Below are 13,087 nucleotides of genomic sequence, written 5' to 3' on the forward strand. Positions count from 1 at the left end.
GCATGCTTTTTTGGCGGGCGGGGAAGGGGATTAGCCTTCGGCCTGCTGCGATTGAATCGCCGTCAATGCGATGGTGTAGACGATATCATCCACCAGTGCGCCGCGCGACAGGTCGTTCACCGGCTTACGCATGCCTTGCAGCATCGGTCCGATGGAGATCAGATCGGCAGAACGCTGTACCGCTTTGTAAGTGGTGTTACCGGTGTTCAGATCCGGGAAGATGAACACGGTAGCGCGGCCGGCAACCGCAGAGTTTGGCGCTTTGGATTTGGCGACGTCTTCCATAATCGCGGCGTCGTACTGCAGCGGACCATCGATCACCAGATCCGGGCGTTTTTCCTGCGCGATGCGCGTGGCTTCACGTACTTTCTCTACGTCGCTACCGGCACCGGAGTTACCGGTTGAGTAGGAGATCATCGCGACGCGTGGATCGATACCGAAGGCTTTAGCTGAGTCGGCAGACTGAATCGCGATCTCTGCCAGCTGTTCTGGATTGGGATCCGGGTTGATGGCGCAGTCGCCATACACCAGAACCTGCTCCGGCAGCAGCATGAAGAACACCGACGACACCAGCGAGCTGTTTGGCGCGGTTTTGATCAGCTGTAGCGGTGGACGAATGGTATTCGCAGTGGTGTGAACCGCGCCGGAGACCAGACCGTCAACTTCGCCGCTCTCCAGCATCATGGTGCCGAGCACCACGTTGTCTTCCAGCTGCTCCTGCGCCACCACTTCGGTCATGCCTTTGCTCTTACGCAGCTCAACCAAACGTGGCACGTAGTTTTCGCGTACCACTTCTGGATCCACGATCACGATGCCTGTGCCAAGTTCAACACCCTGCGCCGCCGCAACACGCTGAATCTCTTCCGGATTGCCGAGCAGCACACAGGTAGCGATGCCGCGTTCGGCGCAAATTGCTGCCGCTTTGACGGTACGCGGCTCGTCGCCTTCTGGCAGCACGATGCGTTTGCCGGCTTTGCGCGCCAGCTCGGTGAGTTGGTAGCGGAATGCCGGTGGAGACAGGCGACGGCTGCGCTCGGACGTGGCGGTCAGCGATTCCACCCAATCTTCGTTAATGAAGCTAGCTACGTACTCCTGCACTTTCTCGATGCGCTGCGTATCGTCAGTCGGGACTTCGAGGTTGAAGCTTTGTAGGCTAAGCGACGTCTGCCAGGTGTTGGTTTTCACCATAAACACCGGCAGGCCGGTCTGGAACGCACGTTCGCACAGGCGTGCGATGGGCGCTTCAATCTGATAGCCACCGGTCAACAGCACTGCACCTATTTCTACGCCGTTCATCGCGGCCAAACAGGCGGCAACCAGTACATCAGGACGATCGGCGGAGGTTACCAGCAGTGAACCCGGACGGAAGTGCTCCAGCATGTGTGGAATGCTACGCGCACAGAAGGTGACAGATTTCACACGGCGCGTCTGGATTTCACCTTCGTTGATGATATCGGCGTTCAGGTGACGGCACATATCGATGGCGCGAGTGGCGATCAGATCAAAGCTCCACGGTACACAACCCAGCACCGGCAGCGGACTGTTGGCAAACAGCTGCTTTGGATCGATGTTGGCGATGCTGGCTTTAGAGGAGTCATCAAAAATTTCTGACAGATCCGGGCGCGTACGACCTTGCTCATCCACCGGCGCATTCAGTTTGTTGATGATCACGCCAGTGATGTTTTTGTTTTTGCTACCGCCAAAGCTGCTTTGCGTCAGTTCGATACGCTCTTTGAGCTGCGCCGGAGAATCGTTGCCCAGCGCCATGACGAAGACGATTTCGGCGTTCAGGGTTTTAGCGATCTCATAGTTCAGAGCAGATGCGAACTGATGTTTACGCGTGGGGACCAGACCTTCAACCAGCACTACTTCCGCGTCTTTAGCGTTTGCGTGATAGTTGGCAATGATCTCTTCCATCAACACGTCTTGCTGGTTAGATCCAAGCAGCGACTCAACGCGTGACATCTGCAGCGGTTCTGCGGCAGGAATCGCGGAGCTTTTACGGATAATGCTGGTGGTTTGGTCTGGCGCATCGCCACCCGCACGTGGCTGGGCAATTGGCTTGAATACGCTCAGGCGCACGCCTTTGCGCTCCATGGCACGGATCACGCCGAGGCTGACGCTGGTCAGACCGACGCTGGTGCCGGTAGGAATGAGCATAATTGTACGTGACACGATAGAAACCTCTCAGGTGTTGCAGACTGTCTAAAACAACTCCGTCAGCCTAAGCTGACGGAGAGAAGTGTTTTTAAGCGGTGAGACGCGCGGCGTCTTGAGCAATCACCAACTCTTCGTTGGTTGGGATCACCACGGCTGGGCGCGTGCCTTCTTTGTTGATGAAACCCGATTTGCCGAAGCGTGCTGCCAGGTTGCGCTCGTGATCGACTTCGAAGCCGAGCAGACCCAGTTTCTGCAGCGCCAGCTCGCGCACCATCGCCGCGTTTTCACCGATACCACCGGTGAAGACCACGGCGTCCAGACGGCCTTCCATCAGCGCAGTGTAGCTGCCGATGTATTTCGCCAGGCGGTGGCAGAACACATCCATCGCACGCTTAGCATCTTCTTTGGTGCTGTAGTTGTCTTCCACATAGCGGCAGTCGCTGGTGACTTCGGTCAGACCTAACAGGCCAGACTCTTTGGTCAGCAACTTATTGATGGCATCAACGCTCATGCCCAGGGCATCATGCAGGAAGAAGATAATCGCAGGATCGATGTCGCCACTGCGCGTGCCCATCACCAAACCTTCCAATGGCGTCAGGCCCATGGAAGTATCAACACACTGACCATTGCGAATAGCAGAAACGGAACCGCCATTACCCAAGTGGCAGGTGATGACGTTCAGTTCGCTAACGGGTTTGTTCAGCATTTTCGCGGCTTCCTGCGTCACATAGTAGTGGCTGGTGCCGTGTGCGCCGTAGCGACGAACGCCGTGCTCTTTATACAATTTGTACGGCAGAGCATAGAGATAGGACTCTTCCGGCATTGTCTGATGGAATGCGGTGTCAAAAACCGCGACATTTTTATCAGAAAGATGCGGGAAATTTTTCAGCGCTTCATCTATACCGATCAGATGCGCAGGATTGTGCAGCGGCGCAAAAGAAGAGGCGTCTTTGATGCCCTGAATAACTGATTCGTCGATGATGACCGATTTGGTCAGCTGCTCGCCGCCGTGAACAATACGATGGCCGATTGCAGCGATTTGTGCCGAAAGCTCTGGTTTTTGTGCCAGAATAGTTTTGACCATGAAATTCAGTGCTTCGCTGTGTGCCGCACCCGCGCCAAGCTGAGCTTCTTGTTTGCTGCCGTCCAGTTTCCACTTAATACGTGCTTCCGGTAAATGGAAACATTCAGCCAAACCGGAGAGGTATTCGTCGCCGGTAACAGGGTTAAGGATGGCAAACTTAAGTGAAGAACTGCCGCAGTTCAGAACCAGAACTAACTTCGTCGACATGGAAGTACCTATTTTTGTTAAATAGTGGCTAAAAAAAACGCAATCAGACTAACAGCGTAGCCCATGAAAGCTGGTAGGTTAATGATAAACATCATGTGCTAGTCAAAAATTCAGTGACATGCAAAAAATTTTGGTGATTTTACGCTTATTTTTGATAAGCACTTAGCGAAACATGGCTCTGGCCGCTCTTTTATTGAGCTAAAGCTTCCGGTAATGTTACTCAAACGGCGTCAGAATACTCACTGTCACCCGCAAAGACAAAAACTTTTGAAGGATGTCACGTAAAGTTGTGTAGTTATCGGTTTATTTTAAATATTGCAGATTTAGTTGAGGTCTATCATGGCGAATGAGACAGACAAACCCGGCTGGTTCGGCTTGTTCCAGCGCGGACAGCGATACATGAAGACCTGGCCTGCAGACAAGCGCCTGGCGCCGGTATTTCCTGAAAATCGCGTGGTGAATGCAACGCGTTTTGCCATTCGCTTTATGCCGCCGCTGGCGATTTTCACCCTAACGTGGCAAATCGCGATGGGGGGACAACTTGGTCCAGCAATTGCCACCGCGCTGTTTGCCTGCAGCCTGCCGATGCAAGGATTATGGTGGTTAGGTAAACGTTCGGTAACGCCGTTGCCGCCGACGCTGCTGCAGTGGTTCCATGAAGTGCGTACCAAACTGCAAGAAGCGGGGCAGGCGATTGCACCCGTTGACGGTAAGCCGACATATCAGTCGCTCGCCGATGTGCTGAAGCGCGCGTTTAAACAGCTTGATCGCACTTTCCTCGACGATCTTTGATCCGCGGACGCTTTTACCTGCCAGAGAATTTGAGCCAAATCCCGGTTCAAATCAAAGAAAAGTGGTGCGGACATACACGCATCACTCTCCTTGTGTAATCATTTCTTCATTGTTTAAATCTTAAGCGGCCGCCTGGCCCGGGAGCAAACCATGGAAATGACCCACGCACAACGATTGATCCTCTCCAATCAATACAAAATGATGGCCATGCTGGAACCCGATAACGCCGAGCGCTATCGTCGTTATCAAACCATTATTGAACGCGGCTATGGCTTACAGTTACGCGAACTCGATAAGGAATTCGGCGAGCTAACCGAAGCGACCTGTCGCTCACTGATCGATATTATGGAAATGCATCATGCGCTGCATGTTTCGTGGTCGAACCTCAAAGATGGCAGCGCGATTGATGAGCGTCGCCTGGCGTTTCTCGGCTTTGATGCGGCCACCGAAGCGCGTTATCTCGGCTACGTGCGTTTTATGGTGAACGTAGAAGGGCGCTATACCCATTTTGATTCCGGCACACACGGCTTCAATGCCCAAACGCCGATGTGGGAAAAATACCAACGCATGCTTACGGTGTGGCACACTTGTCCGCGTCAATATCATCTTAGCGCGAATGAGATCGCGCAGATTATCAATGCCTGAATAAGGAGCGACGCGTGAAGTACAGGGGTTTTCTGTTTGATTTAGACGGTACGCTGGTGGATTCACTGCCTGCTGTGATTCGCGCATGGTCATTGTGGGGTGAGCGCCATGGTTTGTCTGCGGAAGAGGTCCTGAGCTATATCCATGGGAAGCCTGCGATCAACTCGCTGCGCCATTTCATGGCGGGACAATCTGAAGAGGCGATTCAGGCGGAATTTCTCTGGCTTGAACGCCTCGAAGCGGAAGACACGCATGGCGTACAGGCGATTCCGGGCGCATTAGCGTTACTGTCAACGTTGAACGAGTTGCAGATCCCATGGGCGATTGTCACATCGGGTTCGATTCCTGTTGCCCACGCGCGCCATAAAGCCGCCAATCTACCCATGCCAGAGGTTTTCATCACCGCGGAGAACATCAAGCACGGTAAGCCGAATCCCGAGCCTTATTTGCTGGGCGCCGAGCGTTTGGGGCTTTCAGCGACGCAATGCGTGGTGGTTGAGGATGCGCCAGCGGGCATCATTTCAGGATTGGATGCGGGCAGTGCGGTGATCGCTATAAATGCGCCAGCCGATGCGCCGCGCATTGATGAAGTCACCTTCCGCGTCGCTTCGCTTGAACCGTTAAATGTCACTAAAGAAGATAGCGGTGAATTTACCCTTTCTATCACCGCATAAAAAAACGGGCCGCTGCGGCCCGTTTTTTTACAGCGGCGTATCCTGTGAGATTTCATCCAGCGACAGGCTAAAGCTGGGAATAAACACCTCAACAAAATAATCCATTTCCGGCGAGCGCCGCTGCGTCAGGGTTTTCTCCAGGCGCGCTTTGGCCAGCAAAAACTCGTTATTACCCGCCGACAACTCTTCCAGACACTTCACATAGGCGCAAAGTGCATCCGCTTGCTTTACCACGGATTGTTCACTTTCGCTATGCATGTGTTCATCTATCAGCGGCCGATAAGCGTCCTGCAGTTCGGGCGGCAGCATATTGATGAGTTTCTGCTGGGCAATTTTCTCGATCTTTTTATATTCGTGCGCAATTTGCGCGTTGTAGTACTTCACCGGCGTCGGTAAATCCCCGGTCAATACTTCGCTGGCATCATGATACAGCGCCAGCATGGCAATGCGCTCGGCGTTGAGGTTGCCGTTAAACTTTTTGTTTTTGATGATGGCGAGCGCGTGAGCAACCATCGCCACCTGCAGACTATGCTCGGAAACGTTTTCAGTGCGCACATTGCGCATTAATGGCCAGCGGTTAATCAGTTTGAGACGGGAGAGGTGGGCGAAAAAATGGCTACGAGTCATGGACGGTTCCTGTTCGCACGGCGGGGAAGATATCTTTTCCCCGAAATGCGAACAGTATACGCGTCACAATTTACTGGCGATACCCTTGTAAGAAACGACCAAACTTGCTGACGGCCATTTCCAAATCGTCCACGCGCGGCAGCGTAACGATGCGTACGTGATCCGGCCACGGCCAGTTGAACGCGGTGCCCTGAACCAGCAGCACTTTTTCCTGCAACAGGAAATCCAGCACCATCTTCTGATCGTCGAAGATGTTGAATTTCTTGGCGTCAATACGCGGGAACATATAGAGCGCACCTTGCGGCTTCACACAGCTGACGCCAGGAATATCATTAATTAATTCCCACGCACGCTGGCGCTGTTCATACAAACGTCCGCCGGGCGCGATAAATTCACTAATGCTTTGATAACCACCCAATGCGGTCTGAATCGCGTGTTGTGCAGGAACGTTGGCACACAGGCGCATCGACGCCAGCATCTCCAGACCTTCAATGTAACCTTTGGCGTGTTTCTTCGGACCATTCAAAACCATCCAGCCCTGACGGAAACCCGCCACGCGATAGGTTTTGGACAAGCCGTTGAAGGTCACCGTCAGCAGATCGGGTGCCAGCGCAGCAATCGAATGATGTTGTGCTTCGTCGTAGAGAATCTTGTCGTAGATTTCATCGGCGAAAATAATCAGATTGTGCTGGCGCGCAATTTCAACAATCTCAAGCAACAACTCTTTGCTGTAAACCGCGCCGGTCGGGTTATTCGGGTTAATGATGACAATGCCACGCGTGCGCGGGGTGATCTTGCTGCGAATATCATCCAGGTCAGGGAACCAACCTGCTGATTCATCGCACAAATAATGCACCGCTTTACCGCTCGACAATGAAACGGCAGCGGTCCACAGCGGATAATCCGGCGCAGGCACCAGCATTTCATCACCGCTGTTGAGCAATGCCTGCATCGCTTGCACAATCAGTTCGGATACGCCGTTACCAATATAGATGTCTTCGACGGTGACATCGCGCATGTCACGCGCCTGGTAATGCTGCATGATCGCTTTACGCGCCGAATACAGCCCTTTTGAATCGCAATAACCCTGCGAGCTTGGCAGATTGCGAATGACATCGACCAGAATTTCATCAGGCGCTTCGAAACCAAACGGGGCAGGGTTGCCGATGTTCAGCTTGAGAACTTTGTTGCCTTCTTCTTCGAGACGTTTAGCTTCTTTCAGTACCGGACCACGGATGTCATAACAGACATTTTCCAGCTTGCCGGATTTATCAATTTGAAAATTCATTGTTACCGCCTTTATGGGCAGAGTCCTTTAACCTGCCACCAAAAATCAAACTCGCCCAATTTACTCTTCTCACCTTAACAAAAGAAGGGCAGCGCTTGGTTTTGGCGTGTTTGCCATTTTTTCCCCCTTCACTTGGCGTAAAAGTCATTGGAAATCGATTAATCTGGTTCATTAGTCCACAAATGTGAAGAATGTTAATATTAAACGCTGGTAAGGTGTGCCTGACGTGTAAATGCCTTCTTCAATCGACATCCGAGACTATTCAGAAATTTTTTAGTCAAAACTGGCTTAAAAAAACATTAGCGACCAGACGAAATAGTTAAATGAATCTTGTTGGATGGCGGAAAATTGTCTGGTAATGATTAAGCACTGTTTGGCGTCACAAAATAGAGTTCATTCTCATACACTTTTTATTGGCAGGATTAAGCACCATCATCAGCTGCAACTCAGTGTAAAACACGCGTAAAATAGCATTTGCGCTGTATCTTTAACGTAAGTGTTTGAGATTCAGAACCTGGAGGGGTTAAAAAAAGAGCAGCATTATGGCAGGATGTGTGCGAAAAGACTTTTGGTCAAAAATTGCGATGTTTTGAACAAAAACATTTCCATTTATAGCGTAAAAATGATTAAGTATAATTTATTATTTGATGCACTTTATCGCTTCGCATCTACATAACATGATGTTATTTCTTTTTAACCCGCAGGGACTTTGTGCGGGAGACATAGACAACTACGCAGCTTCCAGCACCTGTACGACTTACGTTTTCGGCCCAGAAGTTCTGCTGTCTATAATGACGACGCTGCTCTGATCTCAGAGTGGTGCGATCGTCGGCATCCGCCTGACAAATTTTTTTTCATGGCAGCTCCACACAGGGCTGTCATTAAGCACCATTGCCTCTTATCTCTTTGATAAGTCGGGTAATACACCAGGGTAGTAGTTTTAAAAAATCTTATAAGTGAAGAAAAACATGACTAATGCAAATCGTCCGATACTGAATCTCGACCTCGATCTGCTGCGTACATTTGTTGCCGTTGCCGATCTGAACACTTTTGCAGCAGCCGCTGCCGCCGTGTGCAGAACGCAGTCCGCAGTGAGCCAGCAGATGCAACGTCTGGAACAATTGGTAGGTAAAGAGCTGTTTGCCAGACATGGACGTAATAAATTGCTGACGGAGCATGGCATTCAACTGCTGGGTTACGCCAGGAAAATCCTTCGTTTTAATGACGAAGCTTGCACCTCTTTAATGTACAGCAACATCCAGGGCGTTCTGACCATCGGCGCTTCAGATGATACCTCAGATACCATTCTGCCGTTCCTGCTTAACCGCGTAACGTCGGTCTATCCGAAGCTGGCCATTGATGTGCGTGTTAAGCGCAACCCGTTCATGATGGAAATGCTTAATCAAGGTGAAGTCGATCTGGTTGTGACCACGTCCAGCCCAGGAAACTTTACTTATCAGGTACTGCGTACTTCACCAACGTTGTGGTACTGCGCGGCAGATTATATCTTCCAGCGTGGAGAGGCCATTCCTTTGGTTCTGTTGGATGAGCCAAGCCCGTATCGTGATATGGCCATTGATCACCTCAACGAGGCTGGCATTCCGTGGCGCATCTCCTATGTTGCTTCAACGCTGGCTGCCGTCCGTGCAGCGGTTAAAGCCGGTTTGGGTGTGACAGCGCGTCCAGTTGAGATGATGAGTCCAGAACTGCGTGTGATGGGCGCGGCAGAAGGTTTGCCAGTATTGCCTGATACCCAGTATCTGCTGTGCCGTAATCCAGACAGCGATAACGAACTGGCGCTGGCGATCTTCAATGCCATGCAGTCCACCAACGATCCTTATAATCTGAGTGCTAATCCAGACGGTACCTTGTTGCTGGATGACGAAGAGTAAGGATTGCAGTTACTGGTAATTCCTCGCAAATGGAATATCGGTTAATTGTTAAAACCTATATAAATGAGCCTTAGTTGGGTAATTACCCGCTAAGGCTTTTTTTATGCTGTTTAACGCGTCATTTTTGAAGCGATTTCACAAACAAGATTTTACTCGACATCTTAAAAATGAAATGTGTTCCATTTTTGCACCACATGGAATGATTTTATCAATTCGTGCCAACTTTCCCAGGTCATTTGCCCGTCCAATCCGCTGTTTTTTGCAGCATAAAACCCAGTTATGTGCTTTAGATCAAAAAAATACCCCTGATAAGGGGGGGGAATCTCGGGCGAGACCTGTCAAAATATGATTGTTAAATGCACGATCCACGCATGTGAATACCCGCTACACTAAAATTAACCTCACAAACTGAAGCGATTTAGCTGGCGCTCAGAGGGTTGAATGTTAATAATATGATGCAGCTGTAAAATAATGTTTGGATACTTTTGTCAAAGTTGACAAAAGGTTATAGAAAGGAGTAAAAACCCCTATAAAATTGCTGCTTTATTGCTAATGACAGCAAAATTTATAAGGTTTTTTATCCTTCCCTTGAATCGATGTGGTGTGTTTGCTGCAACAGCGCAGGATGCCATCACCACTTTTGATGAGTAAGCAAAGAGTATGTCGACAACTACAGAAGTGATCGCTCATCACTGGGCATTTATTGTTTTTATCGTTATCGCATTCGGCCTGTGTGCCTTTATGTTGACCGGTGGCTGGTTGTTAGGTGGTCGTGCGCGTGCGCGACACAAGGACACCCCGTTCGAATCGGGTATTGAGTCGGTCGGTGACACTCATATTCGCCTCTCTGCAAAATTCTATCTGGTTGCGATGTTTTTCGTCATATTCGACGTCGAAGCCCTCTATTTATACGCATGGTCGACTTCCATTCGCGAAAGCGGTTGGGTCGGCTTTGTCGAAGCCGCAATTTTCATTTTGGTGCTCTTGGCAGGCCTGGTTTATCTGGTGCGCATCGGTGCGCTGGATTGGGCTCCTGCGCGTCGTCGCGTAGTGGTCAAATCTGTCCCGGTCAGTCACAGCCACACCAACCCTCATAAGCAGTAAAAGCGAGGCAATAAGATGGACTACACGCTGACACGCGTAGACCCGAACGGGGGCGGCGATAACGATCGTTATCCTCTACAGAAACAGGAAACGGTTACCGATCCGCTGGAGCAACACGTTCACCGTAGCGTCTACATGGGCAAGCTCGAGCACGCCCTGCATGACATGGTGAACTGGGGTCGTAAAAACTCACTCTGGCCGTATAACTTCGGCCTTTCCTGTTGCTACGTGGAAATGACCACATCCTTCACCGCAGTGCATGACGTGGCACGTTTTGGCGCCGAAGTTATGCGCGCCTCGCCACGTCAGGCTGACTTCATGGTGATCGCCGGTACGCCATTTACCAAAATGGCGCCGGTTATTCAGCGTTTATATGACCAAATGCTAGAGCCGAAATGGGTGATTTCCATGGGCGCATGCGCTAACTCGGGTGGCATGTATGACATCTACTCGGTGGTGCAGGGTGTGGATAAATTCCTGCCGGTTGACGTGTACATTCCTGGCTGCCCGCCACGTCCAGAAGCGTATATGCAGGCATTGCTGCTGCTGCGCGAGTCGATTGGCAAAGAGCGTCGTCCACTGTCTTGGGTGGTCGGTGATCAGGGTGTTTATCGCGCCAATATGCAGCCAGAGCGTGAAAGAAAGCGTGGCGAGCGTATTGCCGTCACCAACCTGAGATCGCCAGACGAAGTTTAAGCTTCCCGTACACGGATGGAGCCACGGCCACAGCAAAACATCACAATTTAATGTGCGCCGCCATCCTGACGCCTTCTTTTGAGCGCCTGATTACAGGCCGGAATGGTGAGTAACGTATGACTGATTTAACCACGCAAGATCTCGCTCAGCCTTCATGGCAAACCCGCGATCACCTGGATGACCCAGTGGTCGGCGAGCTGCGTAACCGTTTTGGGCCGGATGCCTTTACCGTTCAGGCTACCCGCACCGGGATTCCGGTAGTCTGGGTAAAGCGTGAACAGCTATTAGAAATCGTTGAATTCCTGCGCAAGCTGCCAAAGCCCTATGTCATGCTGTATGACTTACACGGTTTTGATGAGCGTTTACGCACTAACCGCGCCGGTTTGCCCGCCGCGGATTTTTCCGTTTTCTATCACCTGCTTTCCATTGAACGCAACCGCGACATCATGCTCAAGGTCGCTTTATCTGAAAACGATCTGAATGTGCCAACCATCACCAAAATTTTCGCTAACGCCAACTGGTATGAGCGCGAAACCTGGGAGATGTTTGGCATCACTTTCAATGGTCACCCGCACCTGACGCGCATCATGATGCCGCAGACGTGGGAAGGCCATCCACTGCGTAAAGATTATCCGGCGCGCGCTACCGAGTTCGATCCCTTCGAGCTGACCAGGCAGAAAGAAGATCTGGAGATGGAGGCGCTGACCTTCAAGCCTGAAGATTGGGGCATGAAGCGCAGCACCACCAATGAGGACTTCATGTTCCTCAACCTCGGTCCGAACCACCCCTCTGCGCACGGTGCTTTCCGCATCATTCTGCAGTTAGATGGTGAAGAAATCGTCGATTGCGTTCCCGATGTCGGCTACCACCATCGTGGCGCGGAGAAGATGGGCGAGCGCCAATCCTGGCACAGCTACATTCCGTACACCGACCGTATCGAGTACCTCGGCGGCTGCGTGAACGAAATGCCTTACGTGCTGGCGGTGGAAAAACTGGCGGGCATTACCGTGCCGGATCGCGTCAATGTGATCCGCGTGATGCTGTCTGAACTGTTCCGCATCAACAGCCATCTGCTCTATATCTCCACCTTTATTCAGGACGTCGGCGCGATGACGCCGGTGTTCTTCGCCTTTACCGATCGTCAGAAAATCTATGATGTGGTGGAAGCGATTACCGGTTTCCGTATGCACCCGGCGTGGTTCCGCATCGGCGGCGTCGCGCATGACCTGCCGAAAGGCTGGGAACGTCTGCTGCGCGACTTCCTCGACTGGATGCCGAAGCGTCTGAAAGAGTACGACAAAGCCGCACTGCGCAATACCGTGTTGATGGGCCGTTCGCAAGGTGTTGCGGCGTACAACATGGACGAAGCACTGGCGTGGGGCACCACCGGCGCAGGTCTGCGCGCCACTGGTTTAGATTTTGACGTGCGCAAATGGCGTCCATATTCAGGTTACGAAAACTTCGATTTCGAAATTCCGGTTGGCGCTGGCATCAGTGATGCGTATACCCGCGTGCAGCTGAAAATGGAAGAGATGTGGCAGTCACTGCGCATTCTGGAACAGTGCCTGAACAACATGCCTGAAGGCCCGTTCAAAGCGGACCATCCGCTGACAACGCCGCCGCCGAAAGAGCGCACGCTGCAGCACATTGAAACCCTGATCACTCACTTCCTGCAGGTTTCGTGGGGCCCAATCATGCCAGCCAACGAATCCTTCCAGATGATTGAGGCGACCAAAGGGATCAACAGTTACTACCTGACCAGCGATGGCAGCACCATGAGCTATCGCACCCGCGTGCGTACGCCGAGCTTCCCGCATCTGCAGCAGATCCCATCGGTGATCCGCGGCAGCCTGGTATCCGACTTGATCGTTTACCTCGGTAGTATCGATTTTGTTATGTCAGACGTGGACCGCTAATT

The 13,087-nt window shown here is 51.6% G+C and carries 12 protein-coding genes; 7 read left to right on the top strand and 5 right to left on the bottom strand.

The annotated features are described in order from the left end of the window. Window positions 1-30 precede the first annotated feature (30 nt). Window positions 31-2,175 carry a phosphate acetyltransferase gene (pta, locus tag PZBJ_RS18210; protein WP_176971183.1) on the bottom strand — a complete coding sequence of 715 codons (2,145 nt, stop codon included), beginning with the start codon at window positions 2,173-2,175 and terminating at the stop codon, window positions 31-33. A 73-nt stretch (window positions 2,176-2,248) separates the two neighbouring features. Then, on the bottom strand, window positions 2,249-3,451 hold the full coding sequence (gene ackA, locus PZBJ_RS18215) for an acetate kinase (protein WP_101763649.1): 1,203 nt from the start codon (window positions 3,449-3,451) through the stop codon (window positions 2,249-2,251). Window positions 3,452-3,790: 339 nt separating this feature from the next. On the opposite strand from ackA, the gene yfbV reads away from it, so the two are divergent. The 3 genes from yfbV to PZBJ_RS18230 all read left to right on the top strand — a co-directional run bounded on the left by yfbV (window position 3,791) and on the right by PZBJ_RS18230 (window position 5,562). Next, on the top strand, window positions 3,791-4,243 hold the full coding sequence (yfbV, locus tag PZBJ_RS18220) for a terminus macrodomain insulation protein YfbV (RefSeq protein ID WP_101763650.1): 453 nt from the start codon (window positions 3,791-3,793) through the stop codon (window positions 4,241-4,243). Between the two features lie 150 nt (window positions 4,244-4,393). Continuing rightward, window positions 4,394-4,888, top strand: a complete 495-nt coding sequence (locus PZBJ_RS18225; protein WP_101763651.1) for a YfbU family protein — start codon at window positions 4,394-4,396, stop codon at window positions 4,886-4,888. A gap of 14 nt (window positions 4,889-4,902) precedes the next feature. After that, a complete protein-coding gene (locus PZBJ_RS18230) occupies window positions 4,903-5,562 on the top strand; it encodes a sugar phosphatase (RefSeq protein ID WP_101763652.1) in 660 nt (219 codons plus the stop codon). A 27-nt stretch (window positions 5,563-5,589) separates the two neighbouring features. Here PZBJ_RS18230 and yfbR read toward each other — a convergent pair whose 3' ends face one another. The 3 genes from yfbR to PZBJ_RS24155 form a co-directional block, all read right to left on the bottom strand. Continuing rightward, window positions 5,590-6,189 (bottom strand): 5'-deoxynucleotidase, encoded by a 600-nt coding sequence (yfbR, locus tag PZBJ_RS18235; RefSeq protein WP_101763653.1) that lies wholly within the window; start codon window positions 6,187-6,189, stop codon window positions 5,590-5,592. 70 nt (window positions 6,190-6,259) lie between these two features. Further along, the gene (locus PZBJ_RS18240) at window positions 6,260-7,477 is read right to left on the bottom strand and encodes a pyridoxal phosphate-dependent aminotransferase (RefSeq protein WP_008105154.1); all 1,218 of its coding nucleotides are present in this window, start codon (window positions 7,475-7,477) and stop codon (window positions 6,260-6,262) included. Then, window positions 7,461-7,649 carry a hypothetical protein gene (locus PZBJ_RS24155; RefSeq protein ID WP_158238614.1) on the bottom strand — a complete coding sequence of 63 codons (189 nt, stop codon included), beginning with the start codon at window positions 7,647-7,649 and terminating at the stop codon, window positions 7,461-7,463. The genes PZBJ_RS18240 and PZBJ_RS24155 overlap by 17 nt, the downstream gene beginning before the upstream one ends. Before the next feature lie 796 nt (window positions 7,650-8,445). Here PZBJ_RS24155 and lrhA point away from each other — a divergent pair. The 4 genes from lrhA (at window position 8,446) to nuoC (ending at window position 13,085) form a co-directional block, all read left to right on the top strand. Then, window positions 8,446-9,369, top strand: a complete 924-nt coding sequence (gene lrhA / locus PZBJ_RS18245) for a transcriptional regulator LrhA (protein WP_021509211.1) — start codon at window positions 8,446-8,448, stop codon at window positions 9,367-9,369. A gap of 660 nt (window positions 9,370-10,029) precedes the next feature. After that, entirely contained in the window at window positions 10,030-10,473 is a 444-nt protein-coding gene (locus PZBJ_RS18250; RefSeq protein WP_007889316.1) for an NADH-quinone oxidoreductase subunit A, read from the top strand. 15 nt (window positions 10,474-10,488) lie between these two features. Beyond that, window positions 10,489-11,169 (top strand): NuoB/complex I 20 kDa subunit family protein, encoded by a 681-nt coding sequence (locus PZBJ_RS18255; protein ID WP_008105151.1) that lies wholly within the window; start codon window positions 10,489-10,491, stop codon window positions 11,167-11,169. Window positions 11,170-11,285: 116 nt separating this feature from the next. Further along, entirely contained in the window at window positions 11,286-13,085 is a 1,800-nt protein-coding gene (nuoC, locus tag PZBJ_RS18260) for an NADH-quinone oxidoreductase subunit C/D (protein ID WP_101763654.1), read from the top strand. Window positions 13,086-13,087 lie beyond the last annotated feature (2 nt).

This window comes from Pantoea endophytica (assembly GCF_002858935.1).
In the GTDB taxonomy this organism is placed as follows: domain Bacteria; phylum Pseudomonadota; class Gammaproteobacteria; order Enterobacterales; family Enterobacteriaceae; genus Pantoea; species Pantoea leporis.

Bases quoted from the DNA above. Each gene is read 5' to 3' on its own strand.
- PZBJ_RS18250 (WP_007889316.1), top strand. From the start codon at position 10,030: ATGTCGACAACTACAGAAGTGATCGCTCATCACTGGGCATTTATTGTT.
- PZBJ_RS18255 (WP_008105151.1), top strand. From the start codon at position 10,489: ATGGACTACACGCTGACACGCGTAGACCCGAACGGGGGCGGCGATAAC.
- PZBJ_RS18225 (WP_101763651.1), top strand. From the start codon at position 4,394: ATGGAAATGACCCACGCACAACGATTGATCCTCTCCAATCAATACAAA.
- yfbR (WP_101763653.1), bottom strand. From the start codon at position 6,189: ATGACTCGTAGCCATTTTTTCGCCCACCTCTCCCGTCTCAAACTGATT.
- nuoC (WP_101763654.1), top strand. From the start codon at position 11,286: ATGACTGATTTAACCACGCAAGATCTCGCTCAGCCTTCATGGCAAACC.
- lrhA (WP_021509211.1), top strand. From the start codon at position 8,446: ATGACTAATGCAAATCGTCCGATACTGAATCTCGACCTCGATCTGCTG.
- PZBJ_RS24155 (WP_158238614.1), bottom strand. From the start codon at position 7,649: ATGAACCAGATTAATCGATTTCCAATGACTTTTACGCCAAGTGAAGGG.
- ackA (WP_101763649.1), bottom strand. From the start codon at position 3,451: ATGTCGACGAAGTTAGTTCTGGTTCTGAACTGCGGCAGTTCTTCACTT.
- yfbV (WP_101763650.1), top strand. From the start codon at position 3,791: ATGGCGAATGAGACAGACAAACCCGGCTGGTTCGGCTTGTTCCAGCGC.
- PZBJ_RS18240 (WP_008105154.1), bottom strand. From the start codon at position 7,477: ATGAATTTTCAAATTGATAAATCCGGCAAGCTGGAAAATGTCTGTTAT.